The sequence below is a fragment of the Bacillus sp. T3 genome (assembly GCF_033449965.1).
GTDB lineage: Bacteria > Bacillota > Bacilli > Bacillales > Cytobacillaceae > Bacillus_BU.
Map to the genome: position 1 here is coordinate 3,146,899 of NZ_CP137761.1, position 20,404 is coordinate 3,167,302.

The 20,404-nt window shown below is 38.1% G+C and carries 17 protein-coding genes and 4 pseudogenes; 7 read left to right on the forward strand and 14 right to left on the reverse strand.

Annotated features, from left to right (window positions below):
* Positions 1-201 precede the first annotated feature (201 nt).
* Positions 202-1,158 (reverse strand): PDR/VanB family oxidoreductase, encoded by a 957-nt coding sequence (locus tag RGF10_RS16155; RefSeq protein ID WP_318503722.1) that lies wholly within the window; start codon positions 1,156-1,158, stop codon positions 202-204.
* 257 nt (positions 1,159-1,415) lie between these two features.
* Between RGF10_RS16155 and RGF10_RS16160 the strand changes: the two genes are divergently transcribed.
* Positions 1,416-2,159, forward strand: a complete 744-nt coding sequence (locus tag RGF10_RS16160; protein ID WP_318503724.1) for an IclR family transcriptional regulator — start codon at positions 1,416-1,418, stop codon at positions 2,157-2,159.
* Positions 2,160-2,186: 27 nt separating this feature from the next.
* On the opposite strand, the gene RGF10_RS16165 is transcribed toward RGF10_RS16160, so the two are convergent.
* On the reverse strand, positions 2,187-2,543 hold the full coding sequence (locus tag RGF10_RS16165; RefSeq protein ID WP_318503725.1) for a 2Fe-2S iron-sulfur cluster-binding protein: 357 nt from the start codon (positions 2,541-2,543) through the stop codon (positions 2,187-2,189).
* 180 nt (positions 2,544-2,723) lie between these two features.
* On the opposite strand from RGF10_RS16165, the gene RGF10_RS16170 reads away from it, so the two are divergent.
* Entirely contained in the window at positions 2,724-3,185 is a 462-nt protein-coding gene (locus tag RGF10_RS16170) for a hypothetical protein (protein ID WP_318503727.1), read from the forward strand.
* 171 nt (positions 3,186-3,356) lie between these two features.
* Here RGF10_RS16170 and RGF10_RS16175 read toward each other — a convergent pair whose 3' ends face one another.
* Complete coding sequence (locus tag RGF10_RS16175) at positions 3,357-4,205, reverse strand: family 1 encapsulin nanocompartment shell protein (protein ID WP_318503730.1); 849 nt, start codon at positions 4,203-4,205, stop codon at positions 3,357-3,359.
* Between the two features lie 17 nt (positions 4,206-4,222).
* Positions 4,223-4,837 carry an IMEF encapsulin system ferritin-like cargo protein gene (locus RGF10_RS16180; RefSeq protein WP_318503731.1) on the reverse strand — a complete coding sequence of 205 codons (615 nt, stop codon included), beginning with the start codon at positions 4,835-4,837 and terminating at the stop codon, positions 4,223-4,225.
* A 300-nt stretch (positions 4,838-5,137) separates the two neighbouring features.
* Between RGF10_RS16180 and RGF10_RS16185 the strand changes: the two are divergent.
* Positions 5,138-6,337 (forward strand): annotated as a pseudogene (locus RGF10_RS16185) (TIGR04053 family radical SAM/SPASM domain-containing protein).
* A gap of 286 nt (positions 6,338-6,623) precedes the next feature.
* On the forward strand, positions 6,624-7,853 hold the full coding sequence (locus RGF10_RS16190; protein ID WP_318503733.1) for an NAD(P)/FAD-dependent oxidoreductase: 1,230 nt from the start codon (positions 6,624-6,626) through the stop codon (positions 7,851-7,853).
* Between the two features lie 341 nt (positions 7,854-8,194).
* On the opposite strand, the pseudogene selB reads toward RGF10_RS16190, so the two are convergent.
* From selB to RGF10_RS16225, 7 genes and pseudogenes are all read right to left on the reverse strand, one after another.
* Positions 8,195-10,049 (reverse strand): annotated as a pseudogene (gene selB, locus RGF10_RS16195) (selenocysteine-specific translation elongation factor).
* 47 nt (positions 10,050-10,096) lie between these two features.
* Complete coding sequence (locus RGF10_RS16200) at positions 10,097-13,240, reverse strand: SMC family ATPase (protein WP_318503735.1); 3,144 nt, start codon at positions 13,238-13,240, stop codon at positions 10,097-10,099.
* A 1-nt stretch (position 13,241) separates the two neighbouring features.
* Positions 13,242-14,384, reverse strand: a complete 1,143-nt coding sequence (locus tag RGF10_RS16205; RefSeq protein WP_318503737.1) for an exonuclease SbcCD subunit D — start codon at positions 14,382-14,384, stop codon at positions 13,242-13,244.
* Positions 14,385-14,740: 356 nt separating this feature from the next.
* A complete protein-coding gene (locus RGF10_RS16210; RefSeq protein WP_318503739.1) occupies positions 14,741-14,941 on the reverse strand; it encodes a cold-shock protein in 201 nt (66 codons plus the stop codon).
* A gap of 213 nt (positions 14,942-15,154) precedes the next feature.
* Positions 15,155-15,289: a YvrJ family protein gene (locus tag RGF10_RS16215; RefSeq protein ID WP_318503741.1), complete on the reverse strand. Its 135-nt coding sequence runs from the start codon at positions 15,287-15,289 to the stop codon at positions 15,155-15,157.
* An 85-nt stretch (positions 15,290-15,374) separates the two neighbouring features.
* The gene (locus RGF10_RS16220; protein ID WP_318503742.1) at positions 15,375-15,590 is read right to left on the reverse strand and encodes a DUF2922 domain-containing protein; all 216 of its coding nucleotides are present in this window, start codon (positions 15,588-15,590) and stop codon (positions 15,375-15,377) included.
* Between the two features lie 39 nt (positions 15,591-15,629).
* Positions 15,630-15,848 carry a DUF1659 domain-containing protein gene (locus tag RGF10_RS16225; protein ID WP_318503744.1) on the reverse strand — a complete coding sequence of 73 codons (219 nt, stop codon included), beginning with the start codon at positions 15,846-15,848 and terminating at the stop codon, positions 15,630-15,632.
* Positions 15,849-16,098: 250 nt separating this feature from the next.
* Between RGF10_RS16225 and RGF10_RS16230 the strand changes: the two genes are divergently transcribed.
* Positions 16,099-16,509, forward strand: a complete 411-nt coding sequence (locus tag RGF10_RS16230) for a VWA-like domain-containing protein (protein ID WP_318503745.1) — start codon at positions 16,099-16,101, stop codon at positions 16,507-16,509.
* Positions 16,510-16,601: 92 nt separating this feature from the next.
* On the opposite strand, the gene RGF10_RS16235 is transcribed toward RGF10_RS16230, so the two are convergent.
* Positions 16,602-16,775 carry an aspartyl-phosphate phosphatase Spo0E family protein gene (locus RGF10_RS16235; protein ID WP_318503747.1) on the reverse strand — a complete coding sequence of 58 codons (174 nt, stop codon included), beginning with the start codon at positions 16,773-16,775 and terminating at the stop codon, positions 16,602-16,604.
* Between the two features lie 262 nt (positions 16,776-17,037).
* Between RGF10_RS16235 and RGF10_RS16240 the strand changes: the two genes are divergently transcribed.
* Positions 17,038-17,307: a phage holin family protein gene (locus RGF10_RS16240; RefSeq protein WP_318503749.1), complete on the forward strand. Its 270-nt coding sequence runs from the start codon at positions 17,038-17,040 to the stop codon at positions 17,305-17,307.
* 58 nt (positions 17,308-17,365) lie between these two features.
* Here RGF10_RS16240 and RGF10_RS16245 read toward each other — a convergent pair whose 3' ends face one another.
* Complete coding sequence (locus RGF10_RS16245; RefSeq protein WP_318503750.1) at positions 17,366-18,625, reverse strand: HAMP domain-containing sensor histidine kinase; 1,260 nt, start codon at positions 18,623-18,625, stop codon at positions 17,366-17,368.
* Positions 18,626-18,860: 235 nt separating this feature from the next.
* On the opposite strand from RGF10_RS16245, the pseudogene RGF10_RS16250 reads away from it, so the two are divergent.
* Positions 18,861-19,315, forward strand: a pseudogene (locus tag RGF10_RS16250) (CBS domain-containing protein).
* Between the two features lie 60 nt (positions 19,316-19,375).
* On the opposite strand, the pseudogene RGF10_RS16255 reads toward RGF10_RS16250, so the two are convergent.
* Positions 19,376-20,243 (reverse strand): annotated as a pseudogene (locus RGF10_RS16255) (YitT family protein).
* Positions 20,244-20,404: the final 161 nt, after the last annotated feature.

Genomic DNA, 20,404 nt, shown 5'->3' on the forward strand with positions numbered 1-20,404 from the left:
AAATCTTGTTTATCGGTCGCTTTTTTGAATTTATCGGTCGCATTTGAAATTTTATCGGTCGCATTATTGATTTTATCGTTCGCATTTCAAAATTTATCGGTCAATGTTAAAATTATCACAGGCTAGACACACGAAAATGATGGATTCTATTCCCAAAAAAACAAAAAAGCTGACCAAAGCCAGCAACAAAATAAAAACTATCTATCTACAGTTCCAGGACAAGATTTTTCCCCGCGATACACAGGTTAAGATCACGTTATTATTCTTTTTCTCTTCCTCTGTCAGATAGACATCACGATGGTCAACCTCACCTTCAAGTACACCGACCTCACAGCTGCCACATCCACCAATTTTGCACGAATATGGAGCTTTAACGCCACTATTCAATAGCGTCTCAAGCAGGCTTTCGTCCCCTGTTACATTCAACACTCTCTTACTCTTATTTAAATTCACTTGAAATGGATAAGTTGGTCCGAAATCAGGTGGAGAGAATAGTTCATAATGAATACTTTTTTCAGGATAACCAAACCCGTAAGCTGCGTTTTTAAACTGATGAACCATTGATTCTGGACCGCAAAAATAAACATGCGAACCAATTTTTTGTCCAATCATAATCCCAGGGTCCATTTTCTTTTGCTCATTAGAAAAATAAAAATACGTTTGTTGAGGATATTCGGTAGTGAGAAAATTAAAAAAGGAACAGGCCTCCTTTGAAGCAGCAGCGTAGTGTAATTCAAATGATTTCCCCTTCGCCTTTAATTCAGCAGCCATTGCCAAGAAAGGTGTTATACCAATCCCAGCCGCAAGAAAGACGTGATGCTTTGCCTGAAAGCTTAAGGAAAATTGATTTTTCGGGAAGCTAATTTCCAATTCCTGACCAGTACGAACATGATTATGCCAATATACCGATCCCCCTTTTGATTTAGGGTTTCGATTAATGGCAATTTCATAGTAATCGGTTTGATTTGGATTGCTAATTAATGAATAATGTCGCTCTAATTCCTTTCCCTCATTTTCCAAATAGGTAGTAATATGGGCTCCAGCGCTGAATTTCGGCAAGGACCCCGCTTTTACTGGAGTTAGTCGAAACCGTTTAACCTTTGGAGTTTCATAAATTACTTCTGAAACGACAGCTTGTATCCTCTCTTGTTTTACCATGTTCTCCTTATCCTCCTTTACGGAACTCTTTAATGGATTATTTTAGATATTGTTATCGTTACAAAAAAAGCACAATCAAACAATCTTGTTTTCTCACATAGTAGGATAATATTAGAAAGCCCGGAAGCTTCCTTTACAGACTCACACTTAAGTACAACTTACACGAAAACAAAAAGATGGTTCCGTTTTGTACAATAATCACCCTGTAAAAATCGGTACTTTTAATACATTGAAGACATCGGAAAGGAGTGAAAACTTTGTCTAGTGTCATCCAAAAGTCAAGAATCCTTCTCGAAGCGATTAAGCCTGAAAAAGATAAGGAGGAATGGAGCGCTACAGAAATCAGTAAAAAACTAGAAATTCCAGTCCAGACAGTACACAGATTACTTAATTCACTCTCTGAGGCGGGCTTTGTTTCAAAAAACATGGAAACGAAAAAATTCCGGCTTAGCTTTAACCTTATTCAAATGGGTTTTGCTTTCCGGAATAGTCTATCTGTTTATCAAAACTCCTTGCCCATCATGGAAAAACTAGCAGATAAAGCAAAACATTGTACCTGTCTAACCGTAATCGAAGACATTGAAGGGATCGTTGTCAATTGGAATAATCCCACTTCAGCACTGAACATTGATCCATCACTCCTACGAAACCCACTTCACATTGGAGCTGCAAATAAGGTCCTATTAACCTATCTCCCATCATCCTTGAAAGATAGAACAATCAGCTCGTTATGTTCTATGGACCCTACACTACCAAAAGAAATGTTAGAAAATGAATTAAAATTGATTAAACAACAAGGGTGTGCCATTACTGTGGGTGAAATTTCTGAGGGAATAGCCGATATTGCAGCACCGATCTTTTCCTGGGAAGAAAAAATTGTGGCGGCAGTTAGTGTTCTTATTCCTATATCAACAGTTAATACCCAAAGGATTGAGGAACTTGTTTCCTTAACCATTAAAGCAGCAGAGGATATTTCTGAAGAATTAGGTTTTTATAAATAATGAAGCGGTGGGGGCCCCACTGCTTTATTATTTTGCACGCGCTTGGCAAGCTAAACGATAGCCATGTTTTATGAGGTGCTCAAGTTTTACTTGTTCAAGGTGGTTTGCGCGCTGTAGGTATGTAAGTCCATTGATAATTCTTACCTTACACCGTCCACACGTTCCTTTTTTACACTTATACTCCAGTCTAATCCCCTTTTCTAATGCAGCATCTAAGATGGACTGCTCTTTCTCAACTTCCACCATGTAATAGGTCTGATTTTGCTCCAGCTCTAGGATTCTTTTCATTTTCTTCAACTCTTGCTTCGTCACGACAATGGCAGATTGAATTTGCGGTATGCTGCCATAGTTCTCTTTTAATGAACCAATCGTTAATCTCTTCACTCGGATCCTCCCCATTAGAAAATAATGTATTTACAAAATAGACACCTTTCATCCTATTGACGCACGATAAACTTCCTTGTAAAATGAACCTATATTGAAAATGATAATTGTTCTCAACACAAAATATAAACTAACAATAAATAATCGATTTGAAAAATTACCTCATCAGGAGGCTTCAACATGACTTATCAAATTAACGGCTTAAAAGATATCCATAAACTCCTTGTAAACGAACGAAAAGTAGGCGGTGTCATCGAAGTTAACACACTTCGTCTTCGCACAGGTGAAAACTATCAACACGCTGTGATTACAAACATTGATCTACTAGGGTCAGCTATTTATTCCATCGGATTTGTAACCGAGGAGAATCAACATCTAATTATCAACATTTCTGAACTCGGCTTAATCCACGAGCCAAAACATAAAAAAATACATGAACTAAAAAATAATGCTTATAAACAGGCAAAAACAATCGAAAAAATGAAGTATTTAAAGCGTTTGTTTGAAGTCAACGATGGTAGTTCAACGCCTATTTTTCGAGAGGAAGCTCGTATGATTATTGACGATATCGGTCTTCCTACTGCAAAAAAAGAAGTTGACACCAGCATCATTTTTCCTGAAAAAATTTATTCAATTGCTTAGAAGAATAAAGCAGGCAACAGCATGCTCCGAGCAAGAAATAGGATAAGCGTTCCCAAGCCATGATTATTTCCCATCGAGGGCAATCTTCTCCATAGTTTTTAAAACACCATACAAGAAAAGAGGCTGACTCACAAAGGGTCAGTCTCTTTTTTTTACCTAGCACTTATTTTCTTATTCATTAAAATCCTCTAAAGTACAGATAGCTGTAGGACGCTTAATCCTTGGAACAATGGCTTCATATACACGAAAATGATAGTTTAAATTATCAAGATCTAAAAACACCGTATCAAAATCGCTGGCAATGGCGAGATCAAGATTTTGCTTACCAGCATCGACGACCACACCTGTGCCACTTTTAATCATCGGTGATTGATAAACACCTGCCGTCATAAGCTCCAGGATATGCTCAATCTCTAATACATGTGTTCCTTGATGAACGCGGTGCACGAGTGCATAGAGCTCAGGTGACAATACCAATGCGTATGGTCCTGTATGGCCCATTCTCAATAATTTATTTCTCGCCTCGACTACATCACTAAAGGCATTGCCAGACTCCATCCAATCACTGCGAATATGAGATAACTTCCCTTTTACATTCATGATGCCGTGAATATTGAATTCTTTTGAACCATTGAAAATAATATCGTCCTCAAGCAAAGCACTTTGCTGCGCAGCATTGGCTGATGCCGAATAATCAATCGGACTTCCTAATGTCTTCGCCTGCTGAATATCACGCCAATACAATACAAAATCCTTATACAGCATCGGAATCGTTAAATTTACTCTCCTTGTTGGAACAGATAATTCCGAGTTCTCACCATGAAAACTTATGGCACCTTGTTCAGGAGATTCATAAATATCATTTGTAACGGATTGGACCCCTTCTCCAAGCGGTCCATAAATATCAATAAATCGTCTGCCCACCAATTGTTTTTTTACACTATTAAAAACAGTTTGTTCCAGTTCATGCCATTCCTCTCTTGTTAAAGGAGCCTCTGGAAAAAGTGTTGTTTTATCCAATTCATTCACTTCCTTCACTATTGTTTTAAACTTCCAACTGTTAATCCTTTTTTATACGTTTGGTTTGGTTTTTGCCCTATCGGTACATGGTGATCATGATCATGGTCGTGATCGTGATCATGTGTATAGGCAGCAATTTTCAAACTCTCACCTATACCTGACTTTTCATCGGTAGGAATTGAAGTATTAAATTGAATACCACCTTTAAATTCTTGATTCAATGTATCCAAAATAACCTTCATTTTTTGATAATCATCATAGGTGAAATCTCTTAATGCCTGAATTTGCTCCTCAAATTCAGTTCCCTTAAATTGGAACAAAGACAAATCTAAATGCTCTAAGAAATTATGAAGACCAAACTTTTCTAAACTTATGTCTTGTAGGAGATGCAGGAAATCACCATGGTTCTCCGTAATCGTTATTTCTTTATTCATCACCTGCTCAAGCTTTGGCAAAAGCAAATTCAAGCGGTCCGAGCGGTGGTCTTCCTCTTCGTAAATATGGTGCCAATATAGGCGTTCATGATCATCTGTTGAGTTATTAATAATTGGCGTGATAATTCCCATGAATTCGGTCAAAGCATTTCTAGTCCGTTGAAAAATCGAATCCATTTCATTAAATGTAGATTCCAAACGATTTCCCCTCCATTGAAAAAAGTTAGTAGTAGCAAGATAGTCATTTTTAATATTTTTTAAACGTATAAAAAGCTAATGTTTGGATTTTCATCCAATTACCGTTCACAAATTTGGTTCATTTTTGTTGCAAAATTGTAATAACCCCTACCGCCACTAAGTTTAACTACCCGTATAATGAAGGAAGCAAGAAAAAATGATAAACTCTATGCCAATAGTGTTTGGCATCATGAAAATAAAGGGTTGGTGATATACATGCATGGAAACGGACATCCAATCAACGCAGGACACCCACATGGGATGGGTCATCCTGGCGGACATCCTCACGGAAAAGGGCATCCAGGCGGACATCCAGGTGGAGCAGCAGCAATTGACTATAATGAAAATCCATTTATTGTTATTTGGGAAGTGACTCGTGCCTGTCAATTGAAATGTGTGCACTGTCGTGCAGATGCACAACTTACTCCTGATCCACGTGAATTAAATCATGAAGAAGGCATTAACTTAATCGACCAAATTTATGATATGAACAATCCGATGCTTGTCTTTACTGGTGGAGACTGTATGATGCGTGAGGATTTATTTGAACTTGCAGATTATGCAGTGAAAAAAGGCATGCGTGTATCGATGGTACCAAGTGCGACAGCAAATGTAACAAAAGAGAAAATGATTCGTGCTAAAGAGGTTGGCTTGTCTCGATGGGGCTTTAGTTTAGACGGTCCAACTCCAGAAATCCATGACCAATTCCGTGGTACTCCAGGGGTCATTCGATTTAACAGTAGAAAAAATTCGTGAATTAGTTGCATTAGGTATGCCATTACAAATCAATACCGTAATCTCTCGCTATAACTACGATCACCTTGAAGAAATGGCGAAGCTAGTTGAAGAACTTGGGGCGATTATGTGGTATATTTTCCTTCTTGTTCCAACCAGGTCGCGGTCAAGAGGACGCATGTATTACTCCTGCAGAGCATGAGAAGGTATTCCGTTGGCTTTATGATCTTAGTAAAACTGCACCTTTCGATATTAAAACAACCGCTTCTCAGCACTACCGTCGCGTAGTTTTCCAACAAAAAGCAAGAGAGCATGTTGATGGTGTAGACAAGCACGAAATCAATTATGAAGATACTTTAACCAAGGACATGGCTTCTAAAATTGATGGTTTAAAACGTGCACCTAAAGGCGTAAATGATGGCGTTGGCTTTATCTTTGTTTCTCATATTGGTGAAGTTTTACCTAGTGGACTTCTTCCAATCGTTGTCGGAAATGTTCGTGAAAAATCTTTAGCAGAAATTTACCGTGAATCACCAGGTTCTCAAAGAACTACGAAACCCTGACCTGTATAAAGGTAAATGTGGTGTTTGTGAATTCCGTCATGTATGCGGCGGCTCCCGCTCTAGAGCATACGGCGTTACTGGTGACTATTTAGAAAGTGAACCATACTGCGTTTATATTCCAGAAGCAATGCGGAAAAAAGCAAAAGAACCCGTAGAAGCTTAATCTTAAAAAGGGTATCCCTAAGCTAACTTGCTAGGGGTACCCTTTTTCCATTTTGAAAATAGGTTATTCATAGTTTTTTATTACTTCATTCATAGTTTTTATTAATTTGTCACATTTAATAGGGAAAAGTACCTTGTATGAGCATAGTGAATATCGTAAGCTAAATACATAATCAAATGTGAATGCTTTCACAATCAAATCAACTTAATTTGCACTTATTTTTTTCTTAATTAATGTGAACTAATTCACACATTATCTGATGTAAAAACAAAGGAGAGATTTTATCATGGCAAAACCGAAAATCGTCATTTTAGGTGCTGGATATGGCGGAATAATGACATCTAAGAACTTAGAAAAATTACTTAAAGCTGACGAAGCAGAAGTAATGCTAATCAATAAACATGACTACCACTATGTAACTACTCAATTACACAAAACATGTGCTGGCACAGCTTCTGACGAAAAAATCGCTATGCCAATCCGCGACCTTATTGATCAAAAGAAAATCAACTTCAAAAAAGCAACTGTATCAAGCCTTGACTTTAATCACAAAACCATCCTTTTAGAAGGTGGCGAGGAAGTAAGCTATGATTACCTATTAGTTGCACTTGGTTTCAAGGTTGAAACATTTGGAACACCTGGAATTGAGGAGCATGCATTTAATCTAAGAAGCTTCAGAACATCAAAAGAAGTGTTCCCACATATTTTAAAACAATTCTCTCTTTACAAGGAAGACCAAGATGAATCTCGCTTAACATTTGCAGTAGCTGGCGCAGGTTTCACTGGTACTGAAATGATTGGTGAATTAATTGAAAAGCTTCCTGAAATTGCAAAATCATATGGCGTTCCTTTTAATAAAATTAAAATAATTAACATTGAGGCTGCACCAACAGTCCTACCTGGCTTTGAAAAAGAAGCTGTTGATTATACGAACAAGTACTTAATTGAAAATGGCGTTCAGGTTATGACGTCTACTAAAATCCTAGAATGCACAGAAAACTACGTAAAAGTAGCTCCTGGCATTGAAATTCCAACTAAAACATTAATTTGGTCTTGTGGTGTACGTGGCCATGAGCTATTTGATAAAGCTGGATTAAAAACAGTTCGTGGTAAAATGCAGGTTGACAAGTTCTTAAGAATTCCTGATGTAGAAGGCGTTTTCTGTATCGGTGACAACGCTTGGTTTATGAAGGATGAGAAATCTGCTCTTCCTCCAACTGCACAGGTTGCCCTACAACAAGCTCCTGTATGTGCAAAGAATATCGTTGCAACCATTCGCGGCGAACAGCTAGAAGCGTTTGAATATCATCACAAAGGCTCTGTAGCTTCTATTGGTGAAAGAGCAGCTGTAGGTAAAGTTGGGCCTGTTGTTATTAAAGGAAAATTCGCTGCATTCATGAAAGAAGTAATCGAAATGCGTTACTTATTCTATCTAAATGGTCCATCATTCATGGTGAAGCAATTCTTAAAACGCAAACCACAACCAACACATATTCAAATCAAGCAAGTTCAATAATAATAAATTGGTCTGACTCTCGAATATTAGGAGTCAGACTTTTTTGTTCATGATATGTTGGTGGGGATATTGCCTAGTGGTAACGTGGACAGGGACTCGAGTGGACTTATCGTTCCCTTCCTACTTCTTTTTCAAGGTTCACGGGCACAATAACCGCTTTATCGTTCCCTTCCTGCTTTTTTTTCATCGTTCACGGGCACGATAACGGATTTACCAAAATTAAATGCCCACATCACTCACCACTCTAAATTTTTTACACAAAAAAAACCAACTCGCATCAATAGAATACGAATTGGTTTCTATTATAACAATGGAACACCCAAACCTGCTAACCCACACTCTTATTGCCAAACGCGCTTATTATCAACACGCTTTGTGAATCCTTTTGCGTCTAGTCTCTCTAAAAATGGAATCATATATTTCCTTGATAAATCGAGAACCTCTTTCGCATCGCCCACCTCAAACTCGGGACCAGTGTTGTTCTTTAATGACTCAACAGCACTAGCAAATAAATCCCCGTGCCAATAATATTGGTCATCAAGCGCTGAAATCAAACCCTGCTCCTCTAAGAATCGCTTTAGGTCACCACGCAGATTCTCTGGTATTCCCGCTTCATTAAAATAGTCCTGTAAATAACGAACCTTAAATCCATCTTTTTTTATGACCTGAAGCATATTTTCAGTTCGCTTTGCCCAGCTTTGGGGAACATGGGGTTCAAAATCGCGCAGGAAGACAAATTGATCCTTACGAGCAAACGTCCCATTCTCTACACCTTGTTCAATCACATAATCTAGTAAAGATTTCGGATATTGCTTTTGCATAGACTGGAGAATCTCAGCTTTATTTAACCCTTGCTTCATCGAAAAGTCCTTATGATAATCGCTTAACCGATCATATAGATCATCTTCGATTAGCATAACTAAAGACTTTAACGTGTATTCCTTTCCGTTATATAAAATGAACTCATCTCCAGTAAGTTCACTGGCTAAGGTCTCTTCATCAAGCGCTGTTCTTTTAATTAACTCGGTCAAGACCAAGCTTTTAGCTTCGGTTCAGGGCTGCCACAATTCGTTCCTTCGGTGAGCCGATTTTTTTCTTTTCCAATTCTTCAATCGTCTGCACACCAAATCGGTATTTTTCACCGCGAGGGTCAATCACCCAGCCGCCACCTATTGTTTCTTGGGGGCTCGGCAGGCGGAGAATAAAGCGGTCCCCTCGCTTTGTGACAACTTCCTCTTCCAAACGAAGCTGGCACAGAATTTCGCCATTTTCTTCTTTCAATTCATTTCGATCAAAGAAAACGATTCGCCCCATCACTTCAGCGGTGCCAATATGACATTTTATCGGCATTCTTTGTTTCACCATATAGTCTAAGTCTTCAACGACGCGGATTGCGACGTCGATTGTTCTCGTAACATTGAAATGTTCCGAGGAAACGACCACATCCCCTCGCTCAAGGTCCTCTTTAGCCACATTAGAAAGGTTTATCGCTGCACGCTGACCAGCAAATGCCTGTTTAGCTGGCTGATGATGAACCTGAAGCTGACGGGCACGCACTTCAATTCCCTTCGGCATAATCATAAGGGCTTGTCCTTCCTCAACGGTACCTTCATATACTGTACCCAGGACAACTGTACCTTGCCCCTTTACTGTAAATACCTGATCAATTGGAAGGCGGAACGCTCCTTTTGCATCTCTCATTTCTTGATTCTTTAACGTGCTTACAATCAATTCTTTCAGCTCATTAATCCCTTTTTTCGATAGGCTATCAACAAGCACAAAGGGTGAGCTTTCAAAAACTGTTCCTTGTAATTCTTCGAAAATATCATCCTTTACGAGATCAATAAACTCTTCATCGACGCGATCAATTTTCGTGATGGCCACAATCCCATTACGGATACCGAGAAATCCGAGAATATCTAAATGCTCTCTCGTTTGCGGCATTACACCTTCATCAGCAGCTACAACCAAAACAACCAGATCTATCCCCGCGACACCTGCAATCATTTGCCGGATGAAGCGTTCATGTCCAGGGACATCAATAACGGAAATTTGAACTTCCTTATCTTCAAATAGCGGGGCAAAGCCCAACTCAATCGAGATTTGTCTTTCTTTTTCTTCTTTTAAGCGATCCGTATCCACATTTGTTAATGCTTTCGTCAAGGTGGTTTTACCATGGTCAATATGACCAGCCATTCCGATTGTAAAATATCTTTTTTGCTCCAATTATGACACCTACTTCTCTATCTAGTTAATTCATTAGCTGAAACTCTGTCCAGGCTTCCGGATTGCGTGGCGAATACCTCAAGACGTGCATCAATTCGCTCCTTTAATTCGGGAACATGTGAAATGATACCGACCAATCGACCGCTACTTTGAATGTCAATTAAAGCTTCAATTGCTTGTTCTAACGATTCTGGATCCAACGTTCCAAAGCCTTCATCGATAAACATGGTCTCTAATGAAACACCGCCTGCATATTGCTGGACTACTTCTGCAAGACCAAGTGCAAGTGCCAAAGCAGCCTTAAAGCTTTCTCCACCTGAAAGTGTTTTAACGTGTCGTTCTTGACCTGTGTATTGGTCAAAAACAAGCAATTCAAGCCCACTTTGGCCGGCTCCTTTTGATCGGTCCGTTTTACGAAGCAATTGAAAACGACCGCTTGTCATTTTCGATAAACGACCATTTGCTTGTGATAAAATGTCATCTAAAAATGCAGCTAAAACAAAGCGTTCGAATGTAATTCGATAAGTGTTTTGGCCCTTTGCAATTTCATGTAAATGACCAATTAGCTTGTACCGTTCTTCTAGCTCCTTCAATTCCTCATTCAATTTTTCCACTTTTGCAAGAATATCTTCATTATTTCGTTTTTGCAGCATCCTACTTGTATATTGGTCTTGAAGGGCAATTAGCTGTTGATTAATAGCCGAGAACGATTCTGTCAACTGATCTAAATTAGGTGCTTTTACATCTTTCAGTAGCTGCTCAAGCTCAACAAAGCGATCTGTGACGGAGCGGAGCTCTTCACGATATGCACGAATCAGGTCAATTAATTGTTGAAGCTCCAGCTCTGACTTTTTAGCTGCCTGATATTCTCCATATTTTTCAAAGCCCTGCTCAGAAAGCTTTTCTACGAAAGCAGCTTTCTCCTTCTCTAACTTTTCACCTGCCTGGACTACCTGCTGTTCAACCGTTTCGAGGCGAGCCTTTTCAGTTGCATAGCCTTCCCTCGTTTGTTGATAGAGCACATTCGCCTTTTCAAATCGAGCAATAAGCTCTGTGTTTCTTTCAACTGCATGGTTGAGAGCTTTCTCATACGAATCAATCGTTCGAAGTTCTTCAGGAATTTGGCCAATCATTCGGGTTAGCGTAGTTTTGTTTTCCGTAAATTGAATCGTTAATCTATTAAGTTCTTCACGCAATTGCTTGCTTTTATCTTCTAGCTTCAGCTTATTACTTTCATACTTCTCGATTTGAGCCGCTATGGACTCGAGTTGGCTGATCTTTGTTTTCAACTGAGTTTGTATGCTGATGAGCTCTGAGCGTTCGGCGTAAATCGATTTCTGAATGGGTTCCAATTCAGTATCTGTAAAACTAGGATGATTTTGAACAATATCAACCTGTAGCTCCGATAAAGATTGAATCACTGCATTTTGTGCAGATTGATATTGGTAAAAGGTTGATTCAGCCTTTCCCTTTTCAGCCTCTAAAACGGTTACCTGCTGCTTCGCAGCTTTAATGTCCTCTTGCTGGACCGTCCCCGCTACTGCAATAGCTGGTGCCGGATGGTGGTTTGAACCGCACACAGGACATTGTGCTCCGTCTTGCAGACCGTTTGCAAGAATCGCGGCTTGATTCTGAAGCCATTTCTGTTCAAGCTCTTCTACTAATGATTTTCCGTCGTTCAGTCGTAAGATGGAATTGTCAAAAAAAGCTTTAGCGTTTTCCATAACTGATTTAGATTTCTCATAACGCAATTGCAAATCCTCATATTTTTTTAGCTGGTCAAGCTTCCCATCAAGCAGTTCAATTTTTCGCCTATTTTCTAGAAACAAAAGCTGTCCTTGCTCAATCTGCCCCTTTTCCTGTTGGAGCTTGATCAATAATTCAGCTGTGTGCAGACTTTCTTCCTCTGCTTGCTTTTGCTGATCCTGGAGATTTGCAAGTTGCTGCCTTAATTGTTGGACCGTTAATTCTAGGTTTGAAAATGAATATACATCCTCCTTGATAAACTGAAGGTTCTTAACGTGATCAGCAGCTTGTTTCCGCTCATGCTCTCGTTCCTTCTCTTCTTCAAGTAACCTAGTATGTTCTTCAAGCTGTTTCGATAATTTGGTCACTCGTTCGTGAAGTATTGTTGCATTGTCCTTTGCTCCGTCTAGCTCTTTTTTTAAATGATGACAAAGCTCTTCCTGCTTAGCGAGTAATGCCGCTTTTTGACCTAAACCGACTTCCTTCTGCATTTTTTCATAGTTATCCTGTTGGTTTTCAAGTTCCAATTTCTTTGAAAAAAGTTCATCCTTCAACTTCAATTGTTTTAAGATTAATTCCGCTTCATAAATGCTTTGTTGAAGGGTATCCCGCTCTGTTTGTTTTGTATTTATTTCTTGTTTTAATAGATGAAGATTTTCATTTTGGGCGATAATCTCTTGCTTCAGCAGGGGAAGGATTAGCGTGTCATTTACACTGTCAGCCTCAAGGTAGCTCTTAAGTTCTTCATTATCCACTACTTGAATTCCGCGAATGGATATACTCCGTTCCTCCATTTGCTTTTCAACCGTTCGTTTCAATTCAGTCGCTTCTTCCTTGAGCTTTTCTTCGACTTGTTTATAAATCTCAGTATGGAACAAGCGTTGCAGGATAACCTCTTTGTCCTTGCTATCCGATGTTAACAACTTCCGAAATTCCCCTTGCGGAATCATTAAGATTTGCCTAAATTGATTGCTATCAATTAACATAATTTCTTTAATTCGTTCATCAACATCCCGTACATTTGCCGCAAGAAGCTGTTTATTCCCTTCACCATCGAAAAGATATAGCTCCGCTTTCGCGTTTATCGTTGTATAACCTTCCCCATTCTTTTTCTTCTTTAACTGCTGAGGGGCTCGCCAAATATAATATCGTTTCCCCCGTAATGTAAATTCTAGTGCGACCTCTGTTGGGTCCTCCTCATTAGCAAATTGGCTACGAAGCTCTGGACCGTTCCGATCTTCCCCACTAGCTTTGCCGTAAATCGCATAGCTAATTCCGTCAAAGATGGTCGTTTTTCCCGCCCCTGTTTTCCCAGATATGACAAACATTGTCCGATTACCAAGCAGAGAAAAATCAATATCCTCTTTACTGGCGTATGGTCCAAACGCTTGCATCATCAAATGAATTGGTTTCATCCTATTCACCCCCTTCTTTGTGCACTTTATCGATGACTGAGACCATTGCCTCTCGCTTTTCTTCCGTAAATTCAGCCGTTGTCATTTCTTGATAAAATTGTTCAAAAAGTTCAAGCTCTGACTTCCGTTCATCCTTTTGGATTGATAACGATGTCTTCTTCTTAAGATCAACCGCAGCAATCTTTCGTTCCAAATGAAGGACATTTTCGTATACCTGACGCAGCTTATTGATTGGGTCAATTAATGCACCTTCATCTAGTAGCGTCACTTTTAAATAATCATCTACTTTTTGCTTTTCATAAAAGCTTGGGTCAAGTAACTCCTCAAGATAGCCCTCAAGCTCCCGCATATCCTGGTTAGGAGTTAGAGAGCGGTAGCGCTGCTCAAACTGTCCTTTATCATTCATTTCAATAATCGAAATGGATTTGTTTTGTTTTGCTTCAGAAAATGAATATTTTAATAAAGAACCGGAATACTTTACTGTGTCATGGCGAATGGCCTCCGGGCTGTGAAGATGGCCTAAAGCTGTATAGGAAAATGGAGCAAAAAGCTCAGCTCCCACACATCCTGATCCCCCAACTGATAATGTCCGTTCAGAATCTGAAGTTTGTCCACCTAAAACAAAGGCGTGACCAACTAAGACATTTGGTTCATTGTGATTCATATTTTTTTCTATTTGATCAATAATGGCACGCATCGCCTCTTGATGAGAATGAATGGTGTCATTTTCGAGTAATTGACGTACGATTCCAGGTTCTGCATAAGGAATAAGATAAAAATTTACACCATTTATTTGAACAGGACGAAAATCCTTTGTTAGTTTTCCTGTTAGATAAAAATCACTATTGCGATACCATGAGCTCCCAAACGAGAGACGCTCTGCACTATCGTGATTGCCTGCAATGGCGACAATAGGGGTTTTTAATTCAACATTAAGCTTATATAATACTTCATCTAAAAGCTCAACTGCTTCAGTAGGCGGGACAGAACGATCATATAAATCGCCCGCGATGACAATTGCATCTGGCTTTTCCTCTTGGACGACATCAGCAAACTCCGCCAAGACTATTTTTTGATCTTCTGTCATGTACTTTCCATGGACAAGCTTACCAAGATGCCAGTCAGCCGTATGAATGAACTTCATGTCTATCACCTTCTCTATTAAACTTCTTGAATCACTAATCTCCATTATATCAAACATGAGAAAAGAATTAATTTATGAGGTGATGATTTGCTGAAACTTTGTTGTGAATTTATTATTATTTTAGGTGTTAAAATTGTTTGTTGATTTCCGCTCCAGGTACTCGCTTTCCGCGGTGGAGTCCGGGAGCCTCCTTCTCCCGCAGGAGTCTCGCACCTTCCGCTCCAATCAACAAAGTGTTCATCAATCGACATTCTCAATTATCAATACCATTATTTTAATAAAACATTAATCCATAATTACTCGACAAAAAACAGCTCAACCATGAAGGCTGAGCTGTTAAGAATTTTTAGGTTGAATTATTTCTTTTGAACGTTTGCAGCTTGTGGTCCACGAGCACCTTCAACAACTTCGAAAGATACTTCTTGACCTTCTTCTAATGTTTTGAAGCCTTCTGATTGGATAGCAGAATAATGAACGAATACGTCATTTCCGTCTTCAGCTTCGATAAATCCAAAACCTTTTTCTGAGTTGAACCATTTTACTTTACCGTTTTTCATGTGAAAAAATCCTCCTATTGGCTGGTCCTCAGAGGAGAGACCATGTAAAATTCACCAATTTACAACGTTGATAGCTTTACTTTTAATTACTTATCCAAACGTATTCAAAACATTAGAACAAGCTTTTTGCATAAATCTAACACGATGCAACGGCTTATGAAAAATATAGCATTTTTTTCCCTAAATGTCAATATTCCCAATGGTTTGCATTCCCTATTTCATGCGGTCTGGAAGCGTTTGAATCGATAGGACAACACTATCTAATTTTGCTTCAATACGATGCAATAAATAGAGCGTGACCACGATTGGAAATCCAACATCCCTTATGAACGGAATGAATTGCTCCACAATTGTTCTCTCCCCTCATTTGCTTAGTTTCAAAAAGTCAGAGCCGGTATCATGTCTGAAACCGGCCCCAAGATTCTATTCATTACTACAATTCGTAATCCGTCACATTACGATCAACAACCCGTGCACCACTAACACTAGTTAAAAAGCCATTTCCAGTAAAAAACGCCTGTGAAGTAATGATTGCCTCCATCGCCTGTTTTACGAGAACAGGATCGATTGGCTCCTTGGGATTGTCAATAGATAATCGGCCAGATTTTCCAGTATCCGTTACAAAAAGCAATTCTAATGTTTTTGCCATTGTATTCACCTCCTAGCTTTTCATTGATCCAAAATGTTATTATGCAATAACATCTAGGCTGTTATTTCGTTCCAAAGAAATCAGCGGATAAGAACTTAAGCTTGCTATTGCTTGTGAAGCTTGATAAATCTGCTCGACTGTTGCTTCCTTCCGAACATTGTTGAAGCTTTTACTCTTGATGATTGGTTCACCATTACCATCCAAGCCTGTTTCAAAAAACAGGCGGATTCCAGTGTCTTTCAACATTTCCTGTGCCATCTTCCTTCACCTCCTTTCACACTTTATATATAAGTGAAAAGAAGAAAAGGACAGGATTAAGTAAAAAGTTTTTCCTCAGTTGCTCAATTTAGGAAAAACTGTGATATTATTTATTTTTAAAAAATGTTTGGCAAAGGTTTTAATTTGGGGAATGTTTGGGAGAAGGACTATATAAACCCATAATATTTTGACAAAGAACATGTCAAAATAAGAACTGTTGCTTCATTCTAACAAAAGGGAGATGGTCTTTTTGAGATGGCACAAACGTGTTTTATCAATGATTCAAGAACGACAAACGAAGAAGGTTGCCCTCGCTGTGGATACTTCATCCAATCAAGTCAATGCAATTCTAATCAATAACATTGTAAAATTATTTGAACAATTAAAGCCTGACACGATCTTAGTTCAAGCTGACTATCAAATACGAAGTATTGAGCCGATTAAATCGGATACAATTAAGTATTATAATCACGGGAAAGCCTCCTACACGTTAGTCCTTGAGTGGGCGCAAGCAGAGAATATTGATACACTGTTTTACATTACAGATGTAACTGGCTTTTTTTACGAAGAAATGGAAAAAGTAAATTATGAAACGTTTTGGCTCGTTCCAAACGATTTTCTTCCAAAGGTACCATTCGGAAAAGCGATAAAAGTAGCATAATGCATGTTTCATTGTTTTAAATGACTTATTCTAACAAAAAAAGAACCCAAGGTTTTTCACACCTTGGGTTGTATGGCAAGATTGGAAATTGATTATTGTTTAACGTCAATGAGGACCTTTTGAAGCATGAAAATTTTTCTATCCAAATTTTGACTGACTTGAACTACAGAAGGGTCACTTAGATTTTTATTTTTTGAAAGCTCATACAGTACTTGACGATCCTCATTAATACATCTGTTCAATTCCAGGACTTGGTTTAACATCATTTTAAACTTCCTTTCAAGATATTAAATATCCCAATGATGACTGATTAAATACGAGGCATTTCATTATGTAATATAGTAAAGTTAATTTTGAGCGAACGCTCGTTCAACGGTTTTTCTAATTTTATAATATATAAAATATTCTAAAAATTCAATAAGAAAACTCGAACTTTTTTCTTTTATTTAATTAATTTTAGCGAATCGATATAATAGTCCAAACCCTTCATCATCCCTTTCATACACTATTATAATCAAGTGATTGGAGGTGGAAAGATTGGACTTGCTTAAATTGTTAAATGAAAACTACTATATGTTGATTCCTGCCCTATGGGTTTTGGGATATGCTTTGAAACGCACCCCAAAAGTACCCGATTGGTCCATCATATGGATTATTACTATAGTTTCACTTGGTATAGCAAGTTTTTCCTTTGGCTTGACAATTAATGCTATTGTCAATGGTATCATTGCAGCTGGTATATCCGTATATGGGCATCAATTGGTAAAACAATCCCTTCCAACGACCACTAAAAAATAATCTATAGCATCCATTTATCCCTATGTTATTAGTTCCATAACATCAAAAAAGAACAAGGCTAGACAATTTGCCTTGTTCTTTCTGATTTAGGAAAGGTTAACATAAACTGAGAGCCTTCGTTAGGTTTGCTTTTTATTTCAATCGACCCATTCAGCGCTCTGACAATACTGTGTACGACCATCATTCCAAGTCCTGTCCCATTACCTTCGTTAATGAGATAAAATGGCTCACCTAAACGGTTCACTTGTTCATCAGTCATTCCAAAGCCCGTATCGGAAATCTTAATAGTTGTGGAATTCTTCCCATCTTCCGTTTCGAATGTAAGAATACCACCTGCAGGCATCGATTCAATACAATTTTTGACCAGGTTGTAAAGACAGCGTTGAACCATTTGTTTATCTCCAGAAATGTCTCCTGAAGAGTAAAACTTCTTCACAATCTCAACATTATTGGTTCCTATCATAATCGATAGTTCATTCAAAACTTGGGCAAGACTACGATGAACATCAAGATCCTCAACCATTTCAATCGATGGTTTAGCAAAGGTGAGATAATTACTAATAACTTCTTCTGCATGATCTAATTCAGAAATCGCAATTCCGATATAATCTCGTTGACTTTGATCGAGATTACTACCCTCATTTAGAAATTGCATAAAGCCTCTTGCAGATGTTAATGGATTTCTTATTTCATGAGAAATCGCTGCCCCCATTTGACTGACCGCTTCAATCTTTTTTGTTTTCATCAATTGTTCTCGCATTTTCATATTGCTATGCATGGATTCCAATGAGTAGGCAATGATCCCAGTTCCTAAAGCAGAAATAACAAAATAGGGGATCCAAATCTCTATACCATACACGACTGGATCAATTACGAATACGATTCCTAAAAAGATCATCGAAGAAATAATACTGTAGACAACTGCAATCGAGATTCTATTTTTGCTAGACAGCTTAAGAAAATACGGCTTTGCTAGGAGCAAAAGTGTTGCGGTTGATAAACTTAACACACAACTAACCCAAAAACCTGTATCAATTCCAATTATTGCTCTAACAATAATGGTAATGATTGCAAATAAAAATCCTGTTCCAAGATACAATCCTCCGATGATTAAAGGGATTAATCTTAAATCAAATCTCACGACTTCATGGAACATTGAAAAGAAAATACATAATAAAATGGCAACGATTCCATATACATAAAAAATCGTAAAAGGCCTTTTATAATTCATATTATTTCTTTCAATTGACATTTGTATAAAAAATAGGAGCACTAATAAGAGAGATAAATTAAAAAATAAGTGTTTTGACATTTCCATCGATTTCACCACCCAAGATGTCCAATGTTAAAATTTTAAAAGATTTCCATGAAGTTGGCAATGAGAAATGTTAAATTTTTGATATTTAGATATAATTTTATTTCTCTATAAAATAATAAAGATTCAGAAATTAACATTTGCTTTTTCTATTTGCTTCCAATTACCTAGATTCATTATATAATAGTAATATAGCATTCATATGCTATATTATTTGTGAATTGTTAGGAGTACACTTATGAAAGCCCATCAAATAATGAATAAGCAAGTATTTAAGGTAAAAGAGGACGATTCCGTTCGGTCTGTTATTGAAAAATTTATTAGTTACCAAATTAGCGGTCTTCCCATCGTTAATGATCGTAATGAAATGGTTGCATATGTAAGTGACGGCGATATCATGCGATTTATCGGCAAACATCCGGACTATTATATCGATAATATGTATTATTCATTAACAATTAAAGGTGATGACGAGGAATTTGAAGCCAGAAAGCAAAGATTATTAGATTTAAACGTAATGGAAATTGCTAAGAAAAAAGTCATAACCGTTTCCTCTGAGGAAGAAATTGAAAGTATCGCCGCCATTCTCGGAAGAAAACAAATTAAAAAGTTCCGGTTGAACGAAACGGGGTATTAGTCGGAATTATTAGTAGAGGCGATGTGATTCGACATTCCTTTAAATCTTTACTTTAAGGTGTATCTTTTGAACAACATATTAAAGGACCTGTCGCATTTTGACAGGTCCTTTTTAGGTTAGTGTATATCTCTCTTTTTGAATCGGCCGCCACGGACCTCGGTAATGTCTGCAATGGCCAAAAAGGCTGAGGGGTCGATTTCCTCGACAATTGATTTTAACTTTGATTCTTCAAGCCTTGTAATAATGGAGAATACAACCTTCTTGTCATCGCCAGTGAACGCGCCTTCTCCTTTCAAATAAGTGACACCGCGTCCTAGTCGAGCATTTACAACTTCTCCAATTCTATCCGCCTCATCACTGATAATCCAAACAGATTTAGATTCCTCAAGTCCAGCCACGACGGTATCAATGGCTTTCGTTGCAATAACATATGCTAATAACGAATACATCGCTCTTTCCCAGCTAAACACAAACCCTGCGGCACCTATAATAAAGACGTTGATAAACATAATAATTTCACCAACAGAAAATGGGACCTTTTTATTGATTAAAATAGCAAGGATTTCAGTTCCATCCAAGGCGCCGCCATTACGAATAACTAAGCCTACACCTACTCCTAAAATCATTCCCCCAAAAACCGTTGCTAGGAGAATATCATCTGTAAAGGCTGGTACCCGGATGAAAGAGTGTGGTAAAAACGGATAACACGATAATTCCGTAGATAGAGGAGATCGCAAAGGTTTTCCCAATTTGCTTAAACCCAAGGTAGATAAATGGGAGGTTTAGTAAGAATAGAAAGATTCCTAGTTCCACGCCTGTTAAATGAGATAGCATGATGGAAATACCAGTGATTCCTCCATCAATAACATGGTTTGGAACTAAAAATATTTCTAAACCTGTGGCCATGAGGATTGCTCCAATCGTAATAGCCACTGCACGAAGTATCTTTTTCTGAAACGTTAGCTTCCGGTGTTGTGCATTAATGCTTGCAACTTGTGCTACTTTTGTTAATTCTGTCACGTAAACACTCCTTTCAATAATAGCTACTACTTTATTATATCAAAATATCCCATAAATATGGACAAATAACGTCTGACACAGCTCAAGATTGGATAATAGGCACCAATAATCATCATTCCAACAAA